Genomic DNA, 25265 nt, shown 5'->3' with positions numbered 1-25265 from the left:
GCTGCTTACCAAGGCGCCGAATAGCAACAACACACCGATTGACAGCGATGCGTTGTGGGCGAACAAGGATCGTAGTACTGCGATCACTGATTGCAAACGGATTCCCGACGGCACTAATGTGCACCTGAGATGGCATCAATAACATGTTTCTGAAAAAGCTGATCTTGATCAACTGGGGAAATATTCCCCAGTTGGAATATGAATTCGGCCCCATCAATCTGTTTTCCGGTGGCAACGGCTCCGGAAAGACCACGGCCGCCGATGCGATCCAAACATTGATGACCGCTGCCCACGACACCTTGTTCACCTTCAACCCGGGGCAGGATGAAACGACGCAGCGGGGCCGAGGTGGCAAGCAGGTGCGGACACTGGCTTCTTATGTACTCGGCTGTGACGATGGCAGTTACGCCCGATTGGCGCCGACGGACTGCTACATCGCTGGTGTTTTTTACCCCACCAGCGGCGAGGACAGCGAACCTTTTACGGCGGTGATGGCAATCCGCGCGCACTTGGACAGCAGTAGCAAGCCGGCGCAGGCACGTCAGGATGACCTGCGTTTCTTTATCTTCCCCGGAGAGCAACTGGCCATCGGCGATTTTATTCGCGAGTACAAGGACGGAAAACACCTGTTGCCGTTGGACAAATTCCACGCGGTGTTGAGCCGGCAATTTGAAAAAGTCGAGCAGTACGACAAGAAAAAGGCCTACCTGCGTCGCTTATACGGCGCATTGCGCGGGCGCCGCGATGCCGTTCCAGATAGGGAAGCCATGCATGCCGCGCGCACCTTTTCTAACTTTATGGCCTATAAGCCGGTCAAGAGTATCAACGACTTCGTTGCCCAGGAAGTGCTGGAAAAGCGCGATCTGGGCGAGGCCATTCGCTCCGTATCGGAGTTGATGAAAACCATCCACGCGATGGAACAGGAAGCGCGTCAGATTGTTGAGCGGGTGACCTCCCTGGAACAGATCGCCAAATCCGCTGAACTCTACCGCGAGCAGTGGCAGCAATTGCGCCTGCAGGAATATTTGCTGGCGCGCCACCGCCAGCTGCGGGTACAGAGAAGCTACCTCGCCGGCAAACAAAATCAGCAGCAGTTACGCGCCGATCAGCAAAACAATGCTCGCGAGGCACGTTTGGCGGCGGAGCGCGCCGAGCAGTTGAACCGGCAACTAATCGAGTTGCAGGCCCAACGCCTCGGCATCGATGCGCTGCGCACCAAGGACGAACTGGAACTGCGCATCAAAAACGCGCACCGCCAGCTGTCGCAGTTGAGCGGCCCGCTGGCGGCTCAGGAGCAGCGCTGGCAGGGCAACCGCAATGCCGCCAGTGAAATGCTGCAACTGCTCTCCGGCAGCGCGGCAATATTGGATATTCCTGCCCTCGGCAACAAAACGTTGACCCAGTGCATCAAGGAGGTCGCGAAAGAGGAGACACTGCCGGACCTGCACAAGCTATTGGGCAAGGATTGGATTGATCTCTCCGCGCTCGATGCGCTGCGGCAGCAGGCGGCGGCGACAGAGGCGCGGCACAACCGGCTGCACGGTCTGGTTACTGATGCCGACAGCGGTCAGCGCTCTCTGAAAGCGTTGATAGAGCAGCAGGTATCCCACTGGGATCAGAAAGTGCAGCAGCTACAAAAGCAGCTGCGCAACCAGGAACAACGCATTCAACACCTGCAGGCCAACCGGGTGCGCTATCCGCAGTCGGTGGAGCAGGCGCTGGCTGCTATCCGCGAACAGTGTCCCCAGGCCGAGCCGCGGGTATTGTGTGACTATGTGGAAGTGCTGGATGAGCGCTGGCAGATGGCGGTGGAAGGCTATCTCGGCGGCGCCCGCTTCTCCATTATTGTTGAACCCGATTACGAGGCGCAGGCCATCCGTATCGTGCGCAATTTGCCCGGCCGCAACAACCGTGCGCGGGTGATTCAGGGGGACAAGGCGCGCCGGGATGCGGAGCGCGTGCCCCTGCCCAAAGGGTCCATTGTCGAGTTGATGGCGTTCAACCACAAAACCGCCGAATACTATCTGCGCGCCTCATACGGTTCTGTGTTGCAGGTGCGTGACGAACACGAACTGCGCGGTACCCGTCGCGGTCTGACCGCAGACGGCATTGCCAGCGGAAACTACAGCATGTGGCGCTGCGATATCGACGATGCGGAACTGGTCTTCGGCCAAGGGGCCCGCGCGCGCGCGCTGGCGGCGCAGCAGCGGATGCTGGAGCAGATGGTGGTCGAAGCGAAACAGGTCAATGAACAGCACCAGCTGTACCGCCGGGTTGCCGCCGCGGTGCGGGACCTGAGCGATCTGGAATTGGTGTCGACGGTGGACGCCGCGCTGGCCGCCCAGCGGGAATGGCGCAGTGCCGAGCAGGCGCTGGAAAACCTGGACCTTTCAGATTGCGAACAGTTGGAACGACAGCTGGGGGAATTGACCCAACAGTTGCAGGCACAGCAGAAGATCCAGTTGGACCTTCAGCACGAGGCCGGCAAGCTGGAGCGGGACCTGGAAAATACCGGCAAACAGTTAAAGGCACTCGCGGACGAACTGGAAGCACTCGACGAGACACTCGGCGACTGTGAGGCCGCGTTACATCGCATCGCTCAGACCTCCCCGGAATATGATGTTGAGAAGGTGTTGGAGCTGGCGGATAAACAGGTTGAAGGCGCTGGCGATAACTTTGATTTCGGCGCCGATATCGAGCAGTGGCAGGGGCAGTTGGAAACATATTGCCGCCAGTTGGATCGCTCGGTAATGGAATACAATGCCAACTGTGCCGCCGGTGACACGCTGGTTTTCGAGCCGGATCTGAGTGATGGGCACAACGAGGTGCTGTTTAAACTGGTATGCGGTCTCTGCGATCAGGTGGAGGCGCTGCGCAACCGCTTGAAAAACAATCTGCTAGTGGACCGTCACGAGCAGTTGCAAGGACTGAAAAAGTCCTTTAACACCACTTTCGTCACACACCTTTGCCATGCCATTTATCAATCCATCAATGATGGTAAGCGGGTGCTGGACGACCTGAACAAAGAACTGGAACACCACCGGTTTGGGGCCGACCGCGAACGCTTCCGCTTCGCTTACAGCTGGGTGCCCGAATTCAAGGAGTACTGGAATTTCTTTAAAGCCGTCATTGAGTTGCCAAACCTGGGAGAAGAGCAGAGCCTCTTCGACGCGGATCTGGCACCCAAGCATCAGCAGGTTCGGGACAAACTGCTGGATATGCTGCTCAGTGAGGACGAGCAGTTGGCGCGACGCGAGCTTGAGCGCATCAGTGACTACCGCAATTACCGCAACTACGAAATCTACAAAGAGCCCGAAGGCAAGGAGCCTATCGCGCTCAGCCAGTACGGCACCGGCTCAGGAGGGCAGCTGGAAACTCCGGCGTATATCATCCGCTCCGCCGCGGTGACCTCGGCCTTCCGCTTCAACGAGGGTAGCAGCCATCTGCAAATGGTATTGGTGGATGAGGCCTTCTCTAAGATGGATGAATCCCGTTCCAGAGAGGTGATCCGCTATCTGACCGAGACATTGGGACTGCAATTACTCTTCATTATGCCGAGCAGTAAATCCGGTCCTTTCATGGATTTGATTTCGAATCAATTTGTGTTCAGCAAATGCCCCAGTCCCAAGCCCATTGGCCAATTGAACACGCGCGTCTATGTGGACCGCAAAGTCTGTAACCGGGAAAAAATTGCCGAATTGTGGGCCAACCACCGCCGCACAATTCGCCGTCAGGCGTCGTTGGATTTTATGGAACTGGTTGAGACTTGAGTCGCTGTTGCCAACGCCCAGGAAACAAAGACAGCACTTATGCGAATAAATCAGAAGTTCCCGAATGGGAGGAGATGATGGCGAGGCGGATTCCCGATCTGGCTGCGGCAAACCCTGTGATTATGGGACTGCTGGAATATGTCCTCGACAAGCGGGACGATCAGATACTCTCAGGAGAAGAAAAAAGCATCGCTATCACCCTGGGGTCGCCCAAAAGTGCTCCCCGGGCACTGAGAGCTGCACTGACCCCATTTACCGATCCCGCCTACGACGACTGCGAACTCTGGGACGAGCTGGTGTGGCTGTCCCGCGATTACCGCTGCTTCAAAATCAAGGAACCGGCGCGGCGACCGTCCGGCTCCGCGCCCTGGCAGGGGGTACGCCTTTTTTTTGAGGACAGCTGTGAGGCGATGATCCGCGAATGGCTGGACAGGCCGCGGCCGCATCGGGTGGACCCGGAGTGGCAGGCGGCGCTGACCCGTTTTGCTACACGCTTTGAAAACCCTGAGGCCTTTCCTCCGGGGGGACTGGAACTGGATGCCGGCTTCGATGGTTACGAGCAACTGCTGGCCTGTTGGGCCCGGTTGGGCGAAGAGTTGGCCCACAGTGGTGGCATGTCATGGCGCCAGTTGTCCGCGCGTTGTTTTTTCGGGGACTCCAAATATCTGGATGCTGATGGGCATCAAGCGCTGGCGCGCGCACTGTTTCCGGAACTCTGCGAGCGGGTACAGGAGCGCCCGCTGCTGATGCATCTGTACTTGCCGTCGCAGTCGGAGCGGGTGGTGATGGTGGAAAACCAGGACTCCTTTCTGATGTTGGCGGACTGCCAGCCGAAAGCCACCGCTCTGGTGTACATAGAAGGTTATCGCGGTGGCGCCGCTCGGGTCAGGTTGCCGGGAGTGGCTCGTTTCAGCACCCTGAACGATATAGCGGAGCCGGCGCGTCGAGAGTTTATCCGCTGGTGGCAGGGGCAGGCCGAGCAGGAGTTGCCGGCATACTTCTGGGGGGACTTGGATTACGAGGGGATGCAGATCGCTGCCGCTTTGCGGCGCAGCTTTACCTCTCTGGACTGCTGGCGTCCGGGGTATGCGCCTATGTTGGAACGACTCTGCAGCGGGGGAGGTCATCGGCCACTGCAGGCAAAGAAGAACCGCCAGCGCGCCATTGAGAGCACCGGCTGTGACTACGCTGACACTGAATTGATCCCAGCACTCTGGCACACTGGCTGTTATGTGGATCAGGAATCGGTCACACCGGAAGAATTGCACGCGGCAGCGGCGAAGGTGGACTTTTGATGGACTGGATTTTGCGCGCTGGCGCTTAGCGGTATTTAAGGAACCTCTGATTAAGTCACTTTCGTTTAGCAGAGGCGCTTCGGGGGTGGATTTGAAGCTCAGGTGATAGGGCGGACATTTCGAAACCGTCGGATACAGGGATGTATCCGTCGGAGCTACAGGGAAGTACTCGTGCGTTTTCGAAATGTCCGTCCTATTGCCTGAGCGCCCCGAAAGCTACCATAGTGTTCACGCGAATTAATCAGAGGTTCCCTAAATAGAACCTCCTGATCATAGCCTGCTATTGCATTTTATGCACAGGTTCTCGGAAGATGGGACCACTTTGCTGTAAATAAAGATTTTTTGCATAAAAGGGAATTCGCGGAGGTTTTTATGCGTCAGTTTTCTATCCTGGTCGTCTTCGCTCTCGCCTTTGGTGGCGCCGCGGTGATGTATGAAAAGGAGAGCCGCAAGGTCAAGGGCGTGCTGACACAGATCACAGAGCTACAGGCGCAGCTGGGGGATTTGCAGGCGGAAGTCAACCGGCTCAGTGGTGAGCTGGAAGCCGTCAAACTGGCGCAGCGCCGCCATCCAGACTTGAAGACAATTTCTCGACGTATCCACAGGAGTGAACGCGCCGCTTCTAGTGTGTCGGAACCGGCGCGAACAGAGGCTAAAAGTCATTCCGGCAAGCTGATAGCCTCCGATGTAACTACGGCACCGCCAGCGATCCACGGGCGCCGCAACGTTGAGGGTGAGGACTCAGAATGGGATGGTCCGACGACGGATGCGGAGCCGGAATCACAAGAGTTGTTGGACCCATACCAGTAGCAAGCGCCCTCTACCTGTGGGAAGACGAACAGCTTTTTGCGGGTATAAGTTTCCCGCTGTCGAATGTTTAAGTACACCTGGATAAGGGTTCCTTATGTCATTGAACGCTTTTTATACATCGCTCAGCGAACAGCTGGCGGCATTGTTGTCCGGTGAGCGGGATTGGCTGGCGAATACCGCCAACGCCAGTGCGCTGCTGTTTATGGAGCTCGAAGATATCAACTGGGCCGGCTTCTATTTTTTGCATGGTGACGAATTGCGTCTGGGACCTTTTCAGGGCAAGCCTGCCTGTACGCGTATTGCCGTCGGTGCCGGAGTTTGCGGCACCGCTGTAGCCACTGGAGAGGCGCAGCTGGTGGAGGATGTGCACCAGTTTCCCGGTCATATTGCCTGCGATGCGGTTTCCGCATCCGAGATTGTGATCCCACTCTATGCCGATGGGTGCTGTCTCGGTGTGTTGGATATCGACAGTCCCACCCGGGCGCGATTTACCGGTGAAGATTTGGCGGGTATGCAGGAATTTGCCCGGGTTCTTTTGCGCTGCTCGGACACTCCTTCGGTCTCGGGTATTTGAGGCACCAGAGCCCATGGCATTGTTGTGGCAAAAGCGGGCAGGGGATAATCACTACCAAGTGCGCAGTCACGGCGCCAGTGTGCGTTTGTACAGCAATGGTGTCTTTCACTCGCAGTGGAATCCACGCGATCCCCTGAAGGGATCTCTGTGGGAAATGCTGTTACTGCCGGCTTTTTTTCTCCCGCGGCGGCAGATTCGCTCGGTGCTATTGCTCGGTGTGGGCGGCGGTGCCCTGATACGGCTGCTACAGCGCTATATAACACCGGACAGGATTGTCGGTGTGGAGCTCGATGCGGTGCACCTGCAGATCGCACGCAAGTATTTTGGCGTGCGCGACGTGGAGCTGGTGCATGCTGACGCACGGGATTATGTCGCTGCACAGCTGACAGCCGGGGACAGATGTGCTTTTGATCTGATCATTGATGATCTTTTTGGCCACTGTGGCGGTGCCGCAGAGCGCGCTGTGGTGGCGGATCAGCCCTGGTGCAAACAGTTGTTGCAGTTGCTGAGTCCAGAAGGCTTGTTGGTTGCAAATTTCGGCAGTCGCACCGAACTTCTGGCTTCTGGCTGGCGCGCTGCCGCCATCCGCAGGCAGTTGCGTGGAGCCTGGACTGCGGAGCATCCCGCCTATGAAAACTGCATACTGGTCGCCAGTCGCAGTGTGCTGTCTGTTGCGGATCTCACCGCCCAGGCGCCAGTCCCGATTAGTCCAAGTAATCCCCGCAGCCGCCTTCCCTGCCAATTGAGGCGCCTTCCTTGAGAATTTGCCGGTCCCGGGACCTTTGTAGTGCTACCGTCGATTGGCGCCACTTGTCACCCCGGGCCTATACTGAAGAGAGGCATACTGTGTTCCGGGACCGGGTAATGCGTTATAAGACTGTGGAGGATGTGATTCGGGAGGGGCGAGACTTTCATGCCAGGCTGGCGCGCCAGTACGGCGAGTACGAACAGTTGGCCACCGATAAGCGCATCGAGTTGCTGCTAGATCAGCTGCGGCGGCGGGAGGAGTCGATGAAGTTCTCGCTGGAGAATTTTCACGATGATCTGACTCCGGGCGCTCTGCACACTTGGGTTCAGTTCGCGCCCGAGGGGCGGGAGAAGGAACTCCTTCAAAGACTGCGCAATATCGATATCAACAACCTTGATGAGATTGCCCAAGTGGCGATGGATGTCGAGGTGTATTTATCCGATCAATACCGGGACCTGGCCCAAGGCGCGGAGACTCAGTCGGCACGGGAGGCCTTTGAACGGTTGGAGGAGTTGGAGGAGCTGGAGGAACACACCTTGTCCATAAACCTGTTTAATCTGCGGGATTATTAAACCTCCACTTCTAGATGCTCAGTTTGTAAACGCAAAAGCCGTTTTCCTTCGCCAGTAGATGCACTTCGGAAAAATATTCTCCCGCCTTTCTCGGCAGCGGGATAAACGCATTGACCACAAAAAGCGCCGGTGCGCCCGGCTTGAGCAGGCGCGCGGTTTGGGAAAGAAACCGATCGGTCAACTCTCCCTCCACTTGGAACCCCTGGTGAAAGGGCGGATTGCAAATGATCAGATCGGCTGTGCCGCTGGTCAATTCGGCACCTGCATTGGATGGGACCACCACACCTTCGATACCCAGCTCGCGGAAATTTTTACTGCAGGCAAGTAGGGCAGCGGCATTGTTGTCGGTGGCAGTAAAGTGAAAATGTCCCTGCTGGGCAAGTTGCGCACAGAGATAGCCGTAACCGCAGCCGAGATCGACTACACAAGCGCCATCCGAAGGCGTCAGCTCCGCAAAGTGCCGGGCGAGCAGGGCGCTGCCGCGGTCGATTTTATTCCAGCCAAACAGGCCGGGCTTGCTGTGTAGACCGTGCAATTCCTCCAGCGGGCGCAATTGCGTGTAGTTCTGGTCGTCCACCGCCTCACCGCCACTGCGGTGCAGGGGATTGCAGCTGATATATTCGGTGCCGTGTTTCTGCAGCTGCTTCGCGCAGCCAAAACGCTGTGCCGCTTTAGTGGCGTAACTTTTAATACCGCTTTGCTTGCCGCCCAGTAATACCAGTTCGCCCGGATTTCCGCTTTCTACTTCTTCTAACAGGTGTGGTGCCCGGTTAATGACATGGTGTACCACCGCTTTTTCTTTTGAGACCGGGTAAACAATGCGGCGGTAACTGCGTTCCAGTACCTCAAACGCAAAGTCATTAAAAAAGCTGCGCCCGACTTTGCCTTCTGCCAGTTTGGCGACATCCCAGCGATTGCTGAGTAGGTCACCGGCGAAGGTGAAGCCCTGCATCAGCAGCGATTTGCTGTTTTCATCGGCGATCCAGAGGGTGTCCCGTGGAGCGACTTGCAGCTCTTGGCTGAGTAGGGTGGCCATTGTTTTTCCTGGTTGTATCGTGGGCAAATGCAGGCTGCGCCGGTGGAATTACGGCAAGAGCTGCCGATTATTTTACCGAGGCGATTTCTTCCGGGGTGAGGGGGCGGTACTCTCCCTCCTGTAGTGTTTCGTCCAGTACTATGTCGCCGATGCGCTCCCGGTGTAGTTCCAGAACTCTGTTTCCGAGCGCGGCGAACATCCGTTTGACTTGGTGGTAGCGGCCTTCACTGATAGTGACGCGCACCTCGTTGGCAAAGAGGATTTCCAGTGTTGCCGGTTTGGTCCGCTTCTTCTCATTTTCAAGCCAGATGCCTTTGGCAAATTTTTCTACCGCGCTTTCATCGATTCTTTCCGCCAGGTGGGCATAGTAGGTTTTGTCGCAGTGGTGTCGCGGGGAGGTAACTTTGTGTGACCACTGGCCATCGTCTGTGAGTAGCAGTAGTCCAGTGGTGTCGATATCCAGGCGTCCCGCGATATGCAGTTTGTGTTTGTTGGGCTCATCGATCAGGTCAAGTACTGTCGGGTGCTCACTGTCCTTGGTGGCACTGACGCAGCCCCGCGGCTTGTGCAACATTAGGTAGCGCGGCCCCGGTTCCAGCAGTGGTTCTCCGTCCAGGCAAAGCGTGTCCGTTTCTACCACCTTGGAGGAAGGGTCCGTCACAATATCCCCATTGACAGAAATACGCCCCGCCTTGGCAGCGCGTTTTACGTCTGAGCGCGAGAGATCGGTGACCTGGCTGACTGCTTTATCTAAACGCATGGGTGGTCTGGCTCCCCAATCCAGTGACACAAATTCTGATCAGGTGCAGTGATTCAAGATCTTCCATAGGCCTTATCTCCTGGAATGGAGTGCCCCGGAGGAGATAGGCGTTTGGCTGACTGAGGTATTGCAGCCCTCTCCCCCTCAGTGGAAGAGGGCCGGGGCGGGGTTACCCCCCGATCTTGCGCTCACCCGATTCCACGGATTGATAGATCAGGGTATTGATGGTCATAGGGCCGACACCGCCGGGCACCGGCGTATAGGCGGCGACGCGCTCCACCAGCGGTGCCAGTTCGATATCGCCTACACCGCCGGGGTGGTAGCCGGCATCCACAACCACAGCGCCGTCCTTGATCCAATCGGACTTGATAAATTCCGGTTTGCCAACGGCACCGACAACGATATCCGCCCGGCGGATGTGCTCTGCCAAATCCCGGGTGCGGGAGTGGCAGATGGTGACCGTGGCGTTGGCATTTAGCAGCATCGCGGCCATGGGCTTGCCCAATATGGGGCTGCGACCGACAACCACGGCGTGCTTGCCGGCGATCTCAATACCGTAGGCCTCCAACAGCCGCATAATGCCCTTGGGCGTTGCACAACCGTAGGCTTCTTCTCCCATTGCCATACGGCCGAAACCGAGGCAGGTGACGCCGTCGACATCTTTGTCGAGCGCGATGGCGTCAAAGCAGGCGCGCTCGTCGATCTGAGAGGGTACCGGGTGCTGCAGCAGAATGCCGTGCACATTGGGATTGCCGTTGAGTTCCTCTATCTTGGCAAGCAGCTGTTCGGTGGTGGTGCTTGCGGGCATTTCCACTTGCAGAGAGTCCATACCGATGCGGCGGCAAGCGTTGCCTTTCATTTTTACGTAAGTCGCGGAGGCGGGGTCGTCACCCACTAGGATAGTTGCCAGGATCGGTGTCTGGCCGCCACTTTTTTCTTTCAGCGCGGCTACACGGGCCGAGAGTTCTTGTTCCGTTTTCTGTGCCAGGGCTTTGCCGTCCAGAACCAGTGCAGACATAGATGTATCTCAAACAATGTGAATGTTGGGCTCGGGCCGGATGCGCTCCTCTGGAGCACCAGTGGCTGGGGCGGCTTTCAGGTAAGCCTGGTATAGCCTCCCTCTCGCCGCCAGTGTCCATCAACGCTGAGCCAAGCCGTCCGGCCTAATTGGCGAAGCCGCCTATTTTCGCACAGCCGCCGATTAATTTCTCGATTTGGCCACGCCTTCCGATTGCTCACCAGGGCGGAGATCTTCGCCGGACTAAACTTCTTTAAAAAGAATGGCTTGGCGCCGTTGACTCCCCGCTAAGCTGTCAGTATTATGCGCGCTCCTCGCAAGGGAGGTGGCTTAAAGATGGCGCTGCAGCAGTTGCCATAAAGCGCGTCCAGAGCGATGGAGCAAAGAGTTTGCGGGGCATAGCGCAGTCTGGTAGCGCGCCTGCTTTGGGAGCAGGATGTCGGGGGTTCAAATCCCTCTGCCCCGACCAGACGCTTACCGGGTTTACCTTGCGCCCGTAGCTCAGCTGGATAGAGCATCCGCCTTCTAAGCGGATGGTCGCAGGTTCGAGTCCTGCCGGGCGTGCCAACCATGTGCGGTGGCGTTGAGCTTGGCGGTTTCGAAAAGCTTACTGCCGGTATCGAGTCGCAGGACTATTCCGGCCAGTCAGCAAGGCTGGCTGGCGCCAGAGCAACCGCAAAGCAATGCTTTGCAGACGGTCGCTCTGACCCTGCCGGGCGTGCCAACCATGTGCGGTGGCGTTGAGCTTGGCAGTTTAGAGGAACTTGCTGCTGGTATTGACTCTGTCTGGTTTTGGTGGGAATTATTGTTATTTCCACCAGTTGCGTCGCCACAGGGCGCAATCACATAGCACTTTCTATGGTGGCCGTAGCTCAGTTGGTAGAGCACAGGATTGTGGCTCCTGAGGTCGCGGGTTCGATCCCCGTCGGCCACCCCATTCACCGAAAGCCCGGTTTCTACCGGGCTTTTTTGTATCCCTATTCCCGTTAGCACCTAAAAGCGCAGCCCTGCTTTTTTGTCATGGATTCAGACCCGAATGCTATAAAAGGGTGCTTTACGCTGCTTGCGCCAGTCCGTGATAATAAGCGCTCCTGAGTTTTGCTGGCTTTTGGTTATAACAATTGCCCACTCGGGAAGGAAGAAGAGATTACAAAGTTGCAATTGGGAGTAACCGGTGACCGTAACTGTTGAACGCAAGGCGACAAATGTACATTGGCACGAGGGCGATGTGACCCGTGAGGACAGGGCAAGTATCCTCGGCCATAAGGGCGTGACCCTTTGGTTCACCGGTTTGTCTGGTTCCGGCAAGAGCACCATCGCCGTTGCCGTGGAGAAGGCGCTCGCTGCCCGTGGGGTACTGAGCTACCGCCTGGACGGCGATAACATTCGCCTGGGAATCAATTCCAACCTGGGCTTTTCTGCGGAAGACCGCAAGGAGAACATCCGCCGCGTGGGAGAGATATCCAAGCTGTTTGCTGACAGCGGTGTGGTGGTGTTGAGCAGCTTTATCAGCCCCTACCGGGAAGATCGTGAAATGGTGCGCCGTATGCACGAGGAGGGCAACCTGCCTTATCTGGAAGTCTTTGTCGACTGTGCTCTAGAAGAGGCGGAGTCCCGAGATCCCAAGGGGCTTTATAAAAAAGCCCGCGCCGGAGAGATCCGTGGCTTTACCGGCATCGATGACCCCTATGAAGCGCCGCTCTCTCCCGAGCTGCATTTGCGCACTGACCGCATGAGCCTGGAAGAAGAGGTGGAAACGGTCATTTCCAGCCTTCAGGCCCGAGGAATCATCGCTTAATCACATCGTGGTTCTGCCCCGCATTCAATTTGCGGGGCGGTGATCATTTCTTATTGAAGTCCCCTTCGGCGCCAACTGCCGATTGGCCCGCCCGTCCGTACATATACTCAAGCTGTACCATTCAGCAGCAGTGGAGGCAAATATGTCGGTTCGGAGAGCGGGGATTCTCTCTGGGTGCCTTTTAGCACTGGCGTTGTCAGTTGGACTCGGCGCTTGGTATGGGTACCGTGAGCTGCCCCGGTTACCCGGTGTACCCGAGGCGCCTGTAGTCGGAGTGCCAGAGGGGGCACTGGATCATCATCCCGCACCCGCCTATACCGGGCCACATCCGCGGGTAATGGAGCGCCCGCCGGAATACTTCCCTTTTCCGATCACTATTGGAGAGGTCGGTCCTGTGGAAACGCTATTTGCGGGCCCCTCTACCTATCCTTTTTACTGCGGCTCCAATGCCATTACCCGCCGCCAACCGCTGGTGGACAATCAGCGGGGCGAGGGTGTCCCTGTATTTGCCGTGGACGAAAAGGGCAATAAAACCGGAGAAATTATCGGCTACAGCCGTGATTGCAGCCACCCAACGGACGTTGTCTATTTTTACCGCAGCACGCGCGACGGTAAGTTTCACCCGCTGGAAGAGGCCAATGGCGATATCGATCAGGTGACTGTCAACGGCAGAGCCACCGACTTCGTGGTGCGCCTCGAGACCGGTACTATCAATCGGTTCTTCTACGCCATTGCCGCGTTGCGGGGAGAGGGGGAGTCCGCGGACAGGCCCAGTCCCAGCAACTGGAACCGCCGGCTGATCTATCAGATGCGGGGCGGCGTGGGGATAGGCCGTCGTCAGGGCGATATCAGCAAGGGAGATATAGTGACCCGCCGCGCCGATCAGCTGGCGCGGGGCTATGCGGTTGTCTACTCAACCGCCAACCAAACCAGCAACCATTACAACATTTGGCTGGCGGAGGATACGGCGCGCCGGTTGAAGAAACAATTTATAGCGCTCTATGGTGAACCTCTGTACACCGTTGGTCTCGGCGGTTCCGGTGGCGCTATCCAGCAGTATTTATTTGCGCAGAATGCGCCTGGCCTGCTGGATGCAGCCATTCCTCTTTACTCCTATCCTGACATGGTCAGCCAAACCATCTATGTATTCGACTGCGAGCCTTTGGAGTATTTTTTCGATGTGGTGGATGCGACCAATCCCCGTTGGCGCGACGCGGCCAGCCGCACGCTCATTCAGGGGCTTTCCGCCAATAATGAGATAAACAGCCGCTTCCGCTTGTTAACAAGGGCTGCGTCTTTGTTTGACGGCCGCTATCGCAATGCCACGCGGGGAGCTACCGAGTGTACTCAGGGGTGGCGCGGGTTGGTGCCGCTTGTTAACAACCCCAACTTTGTGCACTTCATAAAGAACTTTGCCGAAGAGGTGGCGAACCGCACACACTGGTCCCACTGGGAAGATTTGCGCCGGTTTTACGGGGCCGGTGACGATGGCTATGCCAACAGCGCCTGGGACAACGAGGGTGTTCAGTACGGTTTGCAGGCTTTGGTGAATGGAAAAATTTCTGTGGACACCTTTCTGGCTCTGAATGCCACCATCGGGGGATGGAAGTCGCCGCGGGACCAAAGCAATGAAAAACTTTGGTTCGTCAATGGCGGCCTTTTTCCGGTGGAGTTATCCATTTGGAGTGAGCAGAACATGAACCTGGGAAGCCTGGATAAGCCGGCTGAGCGCACCAGGGCTAGCCGGGAGGCAATAGAGGGAATTTACCGCTCTGGCCACGTATTCCTCGGTGATGTGGAAATACCAATCATTGACCTGCGCCACTACTTGGACACAGATCTGGATATGCACCACAGCGCCGCCTCTTTCGCGGCCCGTGAACGTATCCGCCGTGCTAGGGGACATGCCGACAATCAGGTAATTTGGATCAGCCACAAGAATTACACCCCTCTCAATGAGGCGCTCGACACTATGGACCGCTGGATGATGAACATCATCGACAACCCCGAGGCCGGTGTCGCCGCCAATCGCCCGGAGGACGCCAGCGATCGGTGCTTTGACAAGGAAGGCAATGTGATGGCCGCAGGGACAGGTGTGTGGAATGGGGCCTGGAACCGGCAGGCTGTGGGCGAGTGTATGCAGGTTTATCCGATTTACAGTACACCGCGCCAAGTCGCAGGGGCGCCGATTACCGGGGATGTATTCAAGTGTGCGTTACAGCCGGTGGAGCGGGCTATCGCCAAAGGGATTTACGGTGCGTATACGGAAGAAATCGCTGCTCGAATCGACGATATGCGGCGGATCTTTCCGTCCGGTGTTTGCAATTACAATCAACCGGATATCGCTCGACCGAAAGAAGAGCTGATTCCTGGCGAACGTCCAGTGGAAATTGCCGGACACTTGATAAAACCAGACTACCGCCGTCCCATCGATCAGCTTGCGGAGGAAGATTCAAAAGAAGTGGAGCCGCAGCCTTTGCCCGTGTCTTTTCCACGCGGTGAAAAGGAAAATCCATAGCCGCAAAAATTTTTGGCGTATTTTTGTTGACAGCCCCGCGCAATCCGGTATGATGCGCGTCGCTCGAGGGGCAAGGCCCTGAAGCAATAAGGGTGGTTAGCTCAGTTGGGAGAGCGACGGCCTTACAAGCCGTAGGTCACAGGTTCGACCCCTGTACCACCCACCACTTCCTGATAGGAAGTGCATCTACTGCGGACCGGTAGTTCAGCTGGTTAGAATGCCGGCCTGTCACGCCGGAGGTCGCGGGTTCGAGTCCCGTCCGGTCCGCCATATACGCAAAAGCCCACACAGAAGTGTGGGCTTTTTTTATACCTGTACGACCGAGTGTGTTCTCGGCAGGATCTCAAGCCCGCTTGAGTACCTAAAGCGCTCTTAAGTTGCATATTGACCGTTTTAACCCTATATTCGGTCAAGTGACCAGTCTCAGTTGAGAGAAGGCGCCATGACTTCAATTCCCAATTATCAGCCTCACCCCAGTGGTGACGCGGTACTTCTCGAAGCCCTGTTGAACACCGCTGACCACCTTGGGCTGAAAAAGAAAGAGCTCGGCGAAATCATCCATCTGGACGATCGTACCCTGAGGCGCAGAAGCGGGCTTGACCCGGAAAGTGCCCCCGGCCAACTGGCTCTCCTGCTAGTGCGCGCATACCGAGCGGCCTTTGTGCTGATGGGGGGAGCGGAAGGCGCTCGCTATTGGTTCTCGACACCCAACCGCGCTCTGGGTGGGGTGCCCAAGACACTGGCGTGCCGCATTGATGGGCTAGTCCGAATTGTCTCCTACCTGGATGCCATGCGGGGTAAGGTGTGAGCGGCGATTTATTGCAGCGCATCCACTCCAATTGCCAACGTCTGCTTGGCCGCTTGTATCGGATCGTCGAATCTCAGGAGGAGGTCGCCACCCGTAGCCTGGTCGACAATCTGCAGAAACAGCAAGTGCTGGAAGAACTGCTGGAACAGAGCAAGCCACCGCGTTTGCCCGGCAGTGAAAATCTGCATTATCTCTTGGCAACCCCTTTCCGCTATCCGCCTTTACCTTGGGGTTCCCGCTTCGGCGGTACAGCGGAATCCGGCATATTCTATGGCAGCAAAACAATTCCCACGGTGCTTGCCGAAGCTGCCTACTACCGATTACTGTTTTTCCATGACATGGACCCGGTGCCCCTGCACCCCATTACCAGTTACCATCTTATCTTTTCCGCCAAGTACTGTGCTGATCCCGGTATCCGGCTACAAGACCCGGCCTGGGCAAGTGACTGGTCGAAAGTGACGCACCCGGAGGACTACCAATTTTGCCAAAAGCTGGGCAGTCAGCTACGCCAAGCCGGCATCATGGGTCTTGAGACACCTTCAGCACGTGCTTTGCAAGCGGCGTTGGCACAATTGCCCCCCAGCAACTCAGAAGGCATTAATGTCGCCCTGTTCGAACCCGGGGCGTTGCTCAAGCGTCCGCCGATGCAGGAAGCAGATGTCACAGCAGATACCAGCGAAAAGGAAGTGGTTTTTCTGGTGAAGTTCGGAAACCGAACGGAGACGTGCAGTTTTGCCCTGGAAAGCTTTCAGGTCAATGGACGGCTACCGAGGCCGGCATGATGAGTCCCCGCTACCTGACGCACCTCGATCCGGTATATTTGCAAGAAACTGCGCGGCAGATCCCCTATCAGCGCATCCACTGTGATCTTTTCCCAGCCATAGAGGTGTGGATTCGTCGCGATGATCTGCTAGACCCGGTCATTTCTGGCAACAAGGCCTATAAGCTCCTTTTCAACTTACTCGAAGCGGAAGAGCAGGGGGCCCACACCATAGTTACCTGTGGCGGCGCCTGGTCTAACCATATCCACGCAACGGCAGCCGCGGGGGCACGATTTGGCTTCCGCACAATCGGAATCATCCGTGGTGAACGGCGTCCAGTATTGAGCGCTACACTGCAGGATGCTGAGCGTCTCGGCATGCAGCTTCGGTTCGTCAGACGGGAAACCTATCGCCGACGCAACGAACCGGAATTCCTGAGTGAGCTGGGCCTGGCGCAACCGGGCATTCTGTACATCCCCGAAGGTGGAGCCAATCTTGCTGGTGCCAGGGGGATACAGCTATTGGGGCAAGTAATTGAAGAAACAGCCCCCATAGATTTTGACCAATTGTGGCTTGCTTGTGGCACTGGTTTGACCGCAGCCGGCCTGGCCGCATCACTCACGCACTTTTCTGTCTGCGGTGTGGAAGTGCTGAAAGCCGGCAGCTCAATTCAGCGGGTTATAGAGCGATGGTTGAAACGACTGCCTAAACCCTATGGCGCCATGCATGAGCCAGGGTGCACCTCAAAAAAGCGATATCACACCGAAGCTGATCTTTTTTTGAGCAGCACATACCACTGTGGTGGTTACGCGAAAAATCCTCAATATCTGAGAGACTTCCAGAAAGTCTTCGAATGCCAAACCGGTATACCGCTCGATCCTGTGTACACCGCGAAGCTTATGTACGCGTTACATAGAGAAAGCGAGGGAGGGCGAATTTCTTCCGGAAGCCGAATGCTTGTATTGCATTCGGGAGGGCTGCAAGGACGGCGCGGATTTCGGGAAAAAGTCCTGTCGAAAAGGCTACAGAATTGAGCCATAACTTCTCATTTGAACTCTCCGGGTCAGTTCGACTCATACTCTAAGCTCAGGCATAATTGCCGGTTCCTAATTAGGGGGCTTTCCTGTCGGCATGCAGAGGTGCAGTTACTAGGGCCGGCTAAATAAACGTCAAATGCTGGGCCCGTTATGGGGCACTATGGGGGAGTGGTGTCGGAATTTCATAATATTGGCTTGATTGGTCGTACAGGAAGTGACAGTGCTGTTCTCTCGCTCAAACGTCTGATGGCGTTTCTGGAACGGGAAGGCTATGCAGTGGTTCTGGAGCAAGGAACTGCTGGGGCTGTTTCTGACCACTCTGCCCGTGTTGCCCCAAAAGACAAGCTCGGAGAACTCTGTGATCTGGTCATTGTAGTAGGCGGCGATGGCAGCCTACTCGCCGCTGCGCGCGCTCTGGCCAAATTCAGCGTTCCTCTCCTAGGTATCAACCGTGGACGCCTGGGCTTTCTAACCGATATCACTCCGGATGAGATTGAACAGAAAGTCGGTGAAGTGCTGGCCGGCAAATATATGGCTGAAAGCCGTTTTCTGCTCGATATGTCTGTCACCCGCGATGGGAAGCCGATTGGGAAGGGATCTGCTTTGAATGATGTGGTCATTCACCCAGGTGAATTCATCCGCATGATTGAATTTGATCTCTACATCGATGGTCAATTCGTATACACACAGCGATCGGATGGGTTAATTGTATCCACTCCGACGGGTTCTACAGCATATGCCCTGTCGGGTGGTGGGCCGATTATGCATCCGAAGCTGGATGCGATTGTTTTAGTGCCATTGAACCCGCACACGCTGAGCAGTAGGCCGATTGTGGTAGAGGGTAGTAGTGAGTTCAAGATTGTTGTGAGTGAACACAACACAGCGAATCCGCATGTGACTTGTGATGGGCATGATCAATTGATTACGGGGCCGGGAGATATAGTGCGGATTCATAAAAAGCCACACCGTTTAACATTGATTCACCCTCTAGATCATAATTTTTATGGGATATGTAGGTCTAAGTTAGGGTGGACGATTTAGTAATTAAAGGTGTTTTATGATTCCTGTCTCTAAAAGATACAGAGATTACATATATTATAAATCTGTGAGCGATCTTTTTTCTGAAGCATCAAGAACTTATCTAAGCTTTTTGTGGTGGATTTTGGAACCGTTATTGATGCTTGCAGTATATTATGTGGTTTTCGGGGTCTTATTGAAAAGGGGGGGGGATGGATTTATTCCATTTCTGTTAATTGGGCTGGTAGTAGTGCAATGGTTTAATCATGCGGTTTCTGCCTCTACCAACGCAATAATCAATAAAAAGGGGCTAATTAACCAACTATGTTTCCCAAAGCTAGTGTTACCTAGTGCGGTGGTTATAAGTTGTTCTCTAAAATTTGCAGTGGTTTTCTTACTATTGGTTTTTCTATTGATTGTTATTGGTTATACGCCAACGCTATATTTTTTACAAGTGTTGCCATTGCTTATTATAATGTTTTACTTTATATGGAGTTGCTGTGCATTGATATCTTTGCTGGTTGCTTATATTCCTGATTTTTCTCATATTATCCCGAATGCAGTCAGGCTTACCACTTACTTGTCGGCGGTTTTTTACTCTGTATCGGATGTTCCCGACAACTTTCAAGCTTATTTTTATTTCAATCCAATGGCAATGATAATCGAGGGGATAAGGGGTTGTATACTCTACAACCAAATCATTGATTGGCAGTATTTTCTTGTTTTGTCGTCGGCTGTTTTTGTATTGGTTTTTGTTGTTTTTTATATATACAGAAAATTGGACGCAGTATTGCCAAATGTTGTAGGACAGCACTGATGGATGTTGTTATTCAGCTAAGAAACGTGTCATATGAGTATACAGGGGGGTTCTCTTTATTTGATAAAGAAAAAAAGTACTCTCCTTTCAGAAACGTGAATTTCGATATATATAAAGGCGAATGCTTGGGGATTGAAGGAAGGAATGGGGCAGGGAAAAGTACACTGTTACGAATTATTGCAGGAATACTTAAACCGACATGTGGTGAAATAAGAAATTATGGCTTTTCTACTGCTCTGTTGTCTTTAGGTTTAGCCTTTGACCCCAATGTAAGTGGTAGGAAAAACACAATATTGTATTTGATGTTGACCGGTTTTTCCAAAAAGATAGCAGAAAGCATTGCTGAGGAAGTTAAAGATTTTTCTGATTTGAATGATTTCTTTGAGAAGCCAGTAAAATTTTATTCTTCTGGCATGAGGGCCCGGTTAGGTTTTAGTGTTATGATAAATACAAACGCTGATGTCTTGTTGATCGATGAGGCTTTGGCTGTTGGTGATTCAGGTTTTCGAAAAAAATCTAATGCAAAAATGCTAGAAAAGGTTAAGTCTGGCTCAACAGTGGTTCTTGTCTCACATAATAAAAATGATATTAATTTATTGTGTGATAGAAGTATAAAATTATAAGCCTTTGGTTTGTGTGAATTTGGAGTTGAACTTGAAAATTTTATTTTATCCGTATCATATTGGAGCGGGAAATTCTAAGAATCCGTTGCCGATTGCTGCAGGTTGTCCGCAAAACCCTGCAAGAAACTTGCGCGAGCTAAAATCAGAGCTCCGAACTTGCACTCATAATGTTGGAAATATTATTCATGTAGAGGCTCCATCGAGATCTCTACAGTATGACAAATTTAACTCTTGTTTTACTTTTTTTTCTGAACTTTATGAGCAATATAATGGCGATATTGTTGCGATAGCGAAAGAAGTTTCAAAAAAATATGATGCTGTTGTTATTTCGGAGGCAAATGTTATTCGCTTTCATGGGCGGAATAAAGTGGAAAGTGAGGCTAATACTAAACGCCTTTCAATAATTGCGGATATCCTAAATGAATTGACAGTCCCGTTTTATGTAATGGGTGTTGGAGTACAAACGAAAACTCCGCCAATACTAGAGGATTTTGACAAAAATATTGTTAAGTTTCTAAAAGTATGTGAATCGAAAGCTGCTCTGTTTGCTGTTAGGGGGAGGGCGAGTAGAGACTGGTTAAGGGCTGCGGGTATTAACAATGTGGTAGTTTTAGGGTGTCCAAGTATGTTTGTATACCCTGAAAATATTTTGGCGATAGAGGCCCCTAAGAAAAAGCTGTCGGTTGACTTGAGTATTGTTACTGCGGGTTATTTAAGAGATTTAACGTTTAAATACGACAGATGCCGGTCCCAGGTTATTTTGAATTTGTCAAAACTTGGATCAGTGCATTATGTTTTTCAAGATGACATATACCAAAATGATGAGATTGACGATTCGCTTCCGATTTATAATGAGGCGTCTGGTGCGGTAAACAAGGAGTATGTCGATAGATACTTGTTATCGAAGGGGTTTTGTGCTCCTGAATTTGTATCATATAGACATTTTCGGAACTCTAATGCATGGCGCCAATTCCTATCTAGCCAAGACTTATATTTTGGGGATAGGCTACATTGTGGAATTGCAAGTATGCAGGCATCAGTGCCATCCATATTGATTTATGATGATTTGCGGGTAGAGGAAATTGTTTCTCTTTTTTCAATTCCCAGTATATCGTTAGGCGAATTAAAGCGGGATTTCAACTTTGATGAAATTATTACTGAGAAATTGAGCCGTTCCTCTTTGGAAGGTTTTAAAGAAAATTATGTTGAGCGTTACAGCTATTACGTCAATTCTCTGCGCAAAGTTGGACTAAATATTTTCAAACGGATTTAATAATCTTGGTTTGGGATGACTGACTTATTTTTGAAGGTGTACTATGTCTCTAAAAATCTATATATCACATCACAAGCCAGGAGCAATTTTAGAGGGGGAATGTTTTGTTCCGTTACATGTTGGTAAATCCATAAGCTTTCAGAACATAGGCTGTGTTGGGGATGACTCTGGAGATAATATCTCTTACAAGAATCCATTTTATTGCGAGCTAACTGCTCATTACTGGATGTGGAAGAATGATCATACAAGCGATTATTTAGGCTTGATGCACTACCGGAGACATTTAAACTTTTCATCAAATCAAGAGTTTAAAGAAGACCAGTGGGGAGTAATCCCTGCTAAAGAGAAATTTCAGGAATATCAAAGAAAGTATGGGTTGAACGAAGAAGATATATCAGCTCATCTAGAAAATACTGATGTCATTCTGCCAAAAAAATGGGATGTTCGCAACGCTGGAAGTAAAAACAACTACGATCATTACAAACGGTCTAATGATTTATTTATTGAAGACTATCAGGCTGCTTTAGACATTCTGTTGAAGCAGCACCCAGAATATCGTAGTACAGTTGTGGAGTATAACAATTCTAGCTACGGTTATTATACGAATATTTTTTTGATGCGCCGGGATATATTTGAAGAGTATTCTGAGTGGCTTTTTGGTATTCTTGATGAGCTGGAAGATTGTATTTCTCTTCAAAATTATAATCAACAGCAGCGTCGCGTTTTTGGGCACATCGCAGAGCGTCTATTGAGTATATTTTTTCTTTATAAAGAAAAAGAATCAAACATTACAATAAAAGAGCTCCAGCGAACATTCATTGATGAGCAAGAATTTAATGGATCTATAGAGCCAGTATTTGATAAGAATAATCATCCAATAGTTATATGTTTTGATGACAATTATGCCCACTCTGGCGGGGCTTTAATCCAATCTATACTCGAGCATTCGGACCCTGAAAAAAATTATGACATTTTGGTCCTGGAAGATCGGGTAAGCCAAAAGAACAAAGCTCGGCTTTCCTCCTTGGTGTCGCGTAATAAAAACTTTTCTATAAGGTTTTTTGATGTCAATGCTTTTGGCGTGTTAGATAGCGTTCATACTCGAGCCCATTTTAGCCCCGCAACATATGCGAGATTGTTTATTCCAAAGATATTCCAATCTCAGGATAAAGTGCTTTTTATTGATGCGGATACAGTGGTAAACGATGATGTATCTAAGCTATTTGATATAGATTTAGGCGGCTGCTTAATTGCTGCTGTAAAAGATATCGTTATGGAAGGCTTCGTCAAGTATGGTGCATTATCAGATGAGCATACCGGATGTATGGAAGCAGAGACATATCTTAAAGAATATTTAGGGCTTGCAAAACCAGATGAATATTTTCAGGCAGGTTTGATTGTCTTTAATCTTCATCTAATGCGACAGGAAAATACGTTTTATAGTCTTATGGAGACCCTGAAAGAGAAACCTTATTGGTTTTTAGATCAGGATATAATGAACAAAGTTTTTCATGGCCGCGTAAAATTTTTGCCAATGAAATGGAATGTTTTTCATGGCAACGGTAACACTGATGAATTTTTCCCTGGTTTGAGGTTTTCCACATACAGGCAATTTCTGTTTGCCAGGAAAGAGCCCTCCATGATTCATTACGCTGGAGATCAAAAACCATGGGTAAATAAATCTGTAGATTTTTCTGATCTTTACTGGAATGCTTTAAGAGCAACTCCTTGGTATGAAGAGCAATATGCGAAATATTTATTAAAAGAATTTGGCTTGCTGTCAAATATGCAAGCTTCTCAAAACTCTTCGAGCCTCGGAGCCGAGGAGCGTTTTAGGAAAAGAGTGAGACCTATTGTCAAGCATATTTTTCCGCCAGGAAGTATTCGAAGAAAGCTTGGGGTTAGAGTATATATTCAATTATTAGGTATATACAGAAAATTTAGATACTCTGTTAGCTAAAATATATTATTTTATTAGGTGCATATGAAGATATTATTGGTTGGGGCTGGATTCAGCTGTGCTGTTATTGGGCGTGAGCTTGCAGAAGCCGGTTATTCTCTGACAGTTATTGATAGTAGAGCGCATATAGCAGGCAACTGCCACACTGAGCGAGATCAAGAAACAAGTGTTCTCATTCACGTCTATGGGCCGCATATTTTTCATACAGATGATGAGGAGGTATGGAGCTATATTAATCAATTCTCATCATTTAAGCCATATATTAATCGAGTGAAAACAACAACACATGGTCAGGTTTATTCACTTCCGATAAATCTACACACGATTAACCAATTTTTTGAAAAGGCTATGCGCCCTGATGAGGCCCGCGCTTTTATAGAATCCAAGGCTGACACTTCTATTGAAGAGCCGAAGACATTTGAAGAGCAGGCTTTGCGCTTTGTAGGCAGAGAGCTTTATGAAGCCTTTTTCAAAGGGTACACCCAGAAGCAGTGGGGATGTCATCCCAACGAGTTACCTGCAAGTATTTTAAAACGGTTGCCGGTGCGTTTTAACTATGATGATAATTATTTCTTTCATCGTTATCAGGGAATGCCTGAGCATGGATATACAAAGCTTGTTGAAAACATCCTTGATCATCCTAATATAGAGGTTATTCTGAATAAAAAATTTGAGCGTGGAGACGGAGCTGAGTTCGATCATGTTTTTTATTCCGGACCTCTTGATGGATACTTTAATTATGAATTGGGGCGGCTGGGTTATCGCACTCTGGATTTTGAGCGTTTTACTTTTGATGGAGATTATCAGGGGTGCGCTGTTATGAATTACGGTGAGGAGTCAGTTCCTTTTACACGTATTACAGAACATAAACATTTTGCACCTTGGGAGGAACACGATAAGTCAGTTTGCTATAGAGAATATAGCAGGGCTTGTGGAAAAGATGATATTCCTTATTACCCTATACGCTTGGTAAAAGAAAAAGAATTGCTTGCCAAATACGTTGAGTTAGCGAAAAATCAGCAAAAGGTTACCTTCGTTGGTCGCTTGGGAACCTATCGCTATTTAGATATGGATGTGACTATTCGTGAAGCACTGGACACTGCCCGAGAGTTTCTTTTGTGTATGAAAAACGGAAGGCAGATGCAATCTTTTTACGTGAACCCGCTAGGATGACTGATATTTGCTCAATAGTTGCGGTTGTGGTTACCCACAACCGTATTGATAAGTTAAAGAAAACTCTACAATGTTATCTGAAATCGCCTATACAAAAAGTATTGGTGGTGGATAATGCCTCAACTGATTCAACAGCCCTCTATCTAAAAGAGTTAGAATGTCTGGAATCTGATCGTATTTCTGTTCTAAGTCTGGAGAAAAATGTTGGTGGGGCAGGTGGCTACTATTATGGGTTGGAATATGTAAAGAATAATTGGGTATGTCAATGGGTGGTTTTGTCGGATGATGACAGCTATCCCGATATTAATGCGATAGATCGATTTCAGAGTAGTGAAATGATCAACAGCAATTATAAACAAATAATTGCTGCAAAGGTACTATTTCCTGATGGCCAAGCCTGTCCAATGAATAGGCCCATGGCCAATCCTACCTTAAGTTTATTGCTGAGAAATTTTATTGCAAGAGATAGTCTATTAGCACTGTCGGACCCATCATGTGAGGGGGATAGGCTGAAACCTGTGATGGCTTCTTCTTTTGTGGGAATGTTTATTCCACTAGAAGCTCTAAAAAACTCTGAAGTCATGCCTTGTAAAGAGTATTTTTTGTACTGGGATGATATTTCATTTTGTTTAGATATGAGAGCTGAAGGTATCATGGTAAATTATTGTGAAGAACTGATTTTTTACCATGATTGTCCCAGGCGGTCTGGGAAAATATCCGGCACTCGTTTTTATTATTTTGTTCGAAACGGATTAAAAACCATCAAAAAGTTCCCGGCTCTTATTCGATATCCCGCATTGGCGATAAAGGGCGCTAGCTGGTTTTTGCAATCTATTCGTCAAAGATCTTTTAAGATTTACCTGCGTGCACTTCGCGATGCATAAAGAAATTTTTAGA

21 protein-coding genes and 5 tRNA genes are annotated in these 25265 nt (G+C 51.4%); 23 read left to right on the top strand and 3 right to left on the bottom strand.

Going from position 1 to position 25265, the window contains the following annotated elements; translation table 11 throughout:
- The first annotated feature begins 143 nt into the window (after window positions 1-143).
- The 6 genes from BM155_RS03945 (at window position 144) to BM155_RS03920 (ending at window position 7769) form a co-directional block, all read left to right on the top strand.
- A complete protein-coding gene (locus BM155_RS03945) occupies window positions 144-3770 on the top strand; it encodes an ATP-binding protein (RefSeq protein WP_074901180.1) in 3627 nt (1208 codons plus the stop codon).
- A 77-nt stretch (window positions 3771-3847) separates the two neighbouring features.
- A complete protein-coding gene (locus BM155_RS03940; protein ID WP_175487750.1) occupies window positions 3848-5065 on the top strand; it encodes a Wadjet anti-phage system protein JetD domain-containing protein in 1218 nt (405 codons plus the stop codon).
- A gap of 372 nt (window positions 5066-5437) precedes the next feature.
- Window positions 5438-5875, top strand: coding sequence for a hypothetical protein (locus BM155_RS03935; protein WP_067153540.1), 438 nt, complete (start codon window positions 5438-5440; stop codon window positions 5873-5875).
- A gap of 94 nt (window positions 5876-5969) precedes the next feature.
- Window positions 5970-6449, top strand: a complete 480-nt coding sequence (locus tag BM155_RS03930; RefSeq protein WP_067153538.1) for a GAF domain-containing protein — start codon at window positions 5970-5972, stop codon at window positions 6447-6449.
- Window positions 6450-6462: 13 nt separating this feature from the next.
- Window positions 6463-7209: a spermine/spermidine synthase domain-containing protein gene (locus BM155_RS03925; RefSeq protein ID WP_074901178.1), complete on the top strand. Its 747-nt coding sequence runs from the start codon at window positions 6463-6465 to the stop codon at window positions 7207-7209.
- Between the two features lie 104 nt (window positions 7210-7313).
- Entirely contained in the window at window positions 7314-7769 is a 456-nt protein-coding gene (locus BM155_RS03920) for a hypothetical protein (protein WP_067153534.1), read from the top strand.
- A gap of 10 nt (window positions 7770-7779) precedes the next feature.
- Here BM155_RS03920 and BM155_RS03915 read toward each other — a convergent pair whose 3' ends face one another.
- From BM155_RS03915 to folD, 3 genes are all read right to left on the bottom strand, one after another.
- Entirely contained in the window at window positions 7780-8805 is a 1026-nt protein-coding gene (locus tag BM155_RS03915) for a class I SAM-dependent methyltransferase (RefSeq protein WP_074901176.1), read from the bottom strand.
- A 67-nt stretch (window positions 8806-8872) separates the two neighbouring features.
- Window positions 8873-9565 (bottom strand): 16S rRNA pseudouridine(516) synthase RsuA, encoded by a 693-nt coding sequence (gene rsuA, locus BM155_RS03910; protein ID WP_067153530.1) that lies wholly within the window; start codon window positions 9563-9565, stop codon window positions 8873-8875.
- Window positions 9566-9734: 169 nt separating this feature from the next.
- Complete coding sequence (gene folD, locus BM155_RS03905; protein WP_074901174.1) at window positions 9735-10583, bottom strand: bifunctional methylenetetrahydrofolate dehydrogenase/methenyltetrahydrofolate cyclohydrolase FolD; 849 nt, start codon at window positions 10581-10583, stop codon at window positions 9735-9737.
- A 392-nt stretch (window positions 10584-10975) separates the two neighbouring features.
- Here folD and BM155_RS03900 point away from each other — a divergent pair.
- The 17 genes from BM155_RS03900 to BM155_RS03820 all read left to right on the top strand — a co-directional run bounded on the left by BM155_RS03900 (window position 10976) and on the right by BM155_RS03820 (window position 25252).
- Window positions 10976-11052 (top strand) — tRNA-Pro (locus tag BM155_RS03900).
- A gap of 21 nt (window positions 11053-11073) precedes the next feature.
- Window positions 11074-11150 (top strand) — tRNA-Arg (locus BM155_RS03895).
- Window positions 11151-11444: 294 nt separating this feature from the next.
- Window positions 11445-11520: transfer RNA gene (locus BM155_RS03890), tRNA-His, on the top strand.
- A 237-nt stretch (window positions 11521-11757) separates the two neighbouring features.
- Complete coding sequence (gene cysC / locus BM155_RS03885; protein WP_074901172.1) at window positions 11758-12381, top strand: adenylyl-sulfate kinase; 624 nt, start codon at window positions 11758-11760, stop codon at window positions 12379-12381.
- A 142-nt stretch (window positions 12382-12523) separates the two neighbouring features.
- A complete protein-coding gene (locus tag BM155_RS03880) occupies window positions 12524-14899 on the top strand; it encodes a DUF6351 family protein (RefSeq protein WP_074901170.1) in 2376 nt (791 codons plus the stop codon).
- Window positions 14900-14989: 90 nt separating this feature from the next.
- Window positions 14990-15065 (top strand) — tRNA-Val (locus BM155_RS03875).
- Between the two features lie 27 nt (window positions 15066-15092).
- Window positions 15093-15169: transfer RNA gene (locus BM155_RS03870), tRNA-Asp, on the top strand.
- 172 nt (window positions 15170-15341) lie between these two features.
- Window positions 15342-15707 carry an antitoxin Xre/MbcA/ParS toxin-binding domain-containing protein gene (locus tag BM155_RS03865; protein ID WP_067153522.1) on the top strand — a complete coding sequence of 122 codons (366 nt, stop codon included), beginning with the start codon at window positions 15342-15344 and terminating at the stop codon, window positions 15705-15707.
- Window positions 15704-16489, top strand: coding sequence for an RES family NAD+ phosphorylase (locus BM155_RS03860; protein WP_067153520.1), 786 nt, complete (start codon window positions 15704-15706; stop codon window positions 16487-16489). Before BM155_RS03865 ends, BM155_RS03860 begins: the two co-directional genes overlap by 4 nt.
- On the top strand, window positions 16486-17502 hold the full coding sequence (locus BM155_RS03855) for a 1-aminocyclopropane-1-carboxylate deaminase/D-cysteine desulfhydrase (protein WP_083421074.1): 1017 nt from the start codon (window positions 16486-16488) through the stop codon (window positions 17500-17502). The genes BM155_RS03860 and BM155_RS03855 overlap by 4 nt, the downstream gene beginning before the upstream one ends.
- Window positions 17503-17676: 174 nt before the next feature.
- The gene (locus tag BM155_RS03850) at window positions 17677-18546 is read left to right on the top strand and encodes an NAD(+) kinase (RefSeq protein ID WP_074901414.1); all 870 of its coding nucleotides are present in this window, start codon (window positions 17677-17679) and stop codon (window positions 18544-18546) included.
- 16 nt (window positions 18547-18562) lie between these two features.
- On the top strand, window positions 18563-19339 hold the full coding sequence (locus BM155_RS03845) for an ABC transporter permease (protein WP_083421073.1): 777 nt from the start codon (window positions 18563-18565) through the stop codon (window positions 19337-19339).
- Window positions 19339-19962: an ABC transporter ATP-binding protein gene (locus BM155_RS03840; RefSeq protein WP_074901166.1), complete on the top strand. Its 624-nt coding sequence runs from the start codon at window positions 19339-19341 to the stop codon at window positions 19960-19962. The genes BM155_RS03845 and BM155_RS03840 overlap by 1 nt, the downstream gene beginning before the upstream one ends.
- A gap of 31 nt (window positions 19963-19993) precedes the next feature.
- The gene (locus tag BM155_RS03835; protein WP_175487749.1) at window positions 19994-21235 is read left to right on the top strand and encodes a polysaccharide pyruvyl transferase family protein; all 1242 of its coding nucleotides are present in this window, start codon (window positions 19994-19996) and stop codon (window positions 21233-21235) included.
- A 43-nt stretch (window positions 21236-21278) separates the two neighbouring features.
- Window positions 21279-23195, top strand: a complete 1917-nt coding sequence (locus tag BM155_RS03830) for a DUF4422 domain-containing protein (RefSeq protein WP_074901162.1) — start codon at window positions 21279-21281, stop codon at window positions 23193-23195.
- A 24-nt stretch (window positions 23196-23219) separates the two neighbouring features.
- Window positions 23220-24368 (top strand): UDP-galactopyranose mutase, encoded by a 1149-nt coding sequence (gene glf, locus BM155_RS03825; RefSeq protein ID WP_074901161.1) that lies wholly within the window; start codon window positions 23220-23222, stop codon window positions 24366-24368.
- Window positions 24365-25252 carry a glycosyltransferase gene (locus BM155_RS03820; RefSeq protein ID WP_074901159.1) on the top strand — a complete coding sequence of 296 codons (888 nt, stop codon included), beginning with the start codon at window positions 24365-24367 and terminating at the stop codon, window positions 25250-25252. The genes glf and BM155_RS03820 overlap by 4 nt, the downstream gene beginning before the upstream one ends.
- Window positions 25253-25265 lie beyond the last annotated feature (13 nt).

This window comes from Microbulbifer thermotolerans (assembly GCF_900112305.1).
Lineage (GTDB): Bacteria > Pseudomonadota > Gammaproteobacteria > Pseudomonadales > Cellvibrionaceae > Microbulbifer > Microbulbifer thermotolerans.
Note: the sequence above shows the minus strand (reverse complement) of the source record. Positions and strands in the feature narration are given on the sequence as shown.

Excerpts from the sequence above, each read along its gene's own strand:
- BM155_RS03945 (WP_074901180.1), top strand. The coding sequence starts at position 144 with ATGTTTCTGAAAAAGCTGATCTTGATCAACTGGGGAAATATTCCCCAG.
- BM155_RS03940 (WP_175487750.1), top strand. The coding sequence starts at position 3,848 with ATGGCGAGGCGGATTCCCGATCTGGCTGCGGCAAACCCTGTGATTATG.
- BM155_RS03935 (WP_067153540.1), top strand. The coding sequence starts at position 5,438 with ATGCGTCAGTTTTCTATCCTGGTCGTCTTCGCTCTCGCCTTTGGTGGC.
- BM155_RS03930 (WP_067153538.1), top strand. The coding sequence starts at position 5,970 with ATGTCATTGAACGCTTTTTATACATCGCTCAGCGAACAGCTGGCGGCA.
- BM155_RS03925 (WP_074901178.1), top strand. The coding sequence starts at position 6,463 with ATGGCATTGTTGTGGCAAAAGCGGGCAGGGGATAATCACTACCAAGTG.
- BM155_RS03920 (WP_067153534.1), top strand. The coding sequence starts at position 7,314 with ATGCGTTATAAGACTGTGGAGGATGTGATTCGGGAGGGGCGAGACTTT.
- BM155_RS03915 (WP_074901176.1), bottom strand. The coding sequence starts at position 8,805 with ATGGCCACCCTACTCAGCCAAGAGCTGCAAGTCGCTCCACGGGACACC.
- rsuA (WP_067153530.1), bottom strand. The coding sequence starts at position 9,565 with ATGCGTTTAGATAAAGCAGTCAGCCAGGTCACCGATCTCTCGCGCTCA.
- folD (WP_074901174.1), bottom strand. The coding sequence starts at position 10,583 with ATGTCTGCACTGGTTCTGGACGGCAAAGCCCTGGCACAGAAAACGGAA.
- BM155_RS03880 (WP_074901170.1), top strand. The coding sequence starts at position 12,524 with ATGTCGGTTCGGAGAGCGGGGATTCTCTCTGGGTGCCTTTTAGCACTG.
- BM155_RS03865 (WP_067153522.1), top strand. The coding sequence starts at position 15,342 with ATGACTTCAATTCCCAATTATCAGCCTCACCCCAGTGGTGACGCGGTA.
- BM155_RS03855 (WP_083421074.1), top strand. The coding sequence starts at position 16,486 with ATGATGAGTCCCCGCTACCTGACGCACCTCGATCCGGTATATTTGCAA.
- BM155_RS03845 (WP_083421073.1), top strand. The coding sequence starts at position 18,563 with ATGATTCCTGTCTCTAAAAGATACAGAGATTACATATATTATAAATCT.
- BM155_RS03840 (WP_074901166.1), top strand. The coding sequence starts at position 19,339 with ATGGATGTTGTTATTCAGCTAAGAAACGTGTCATATGAGTATACAGGG.
- BM155_RS03830 (WP_074901162.1), top strand. The coding sequence starts at position 21,279 with ATGTCTCTAAAAATCTATATATCACATCACAAGCCAGGAGCAATTTTA.
- glf (WP_074901161.1), top strand. The coding sequence starts at position 23,220 with ATGAAGATATTATTGGTTGGGGCTGGATTCAGCTGTGCTGTTATTGGG.
- BM155_RS03820 (WP_074901159.1), top strand. The coding sequence starts at position 24,365 with ATGACTGATATTTGCTCAATAGTTGCGGTTGTGGTTACCCACAACCGT.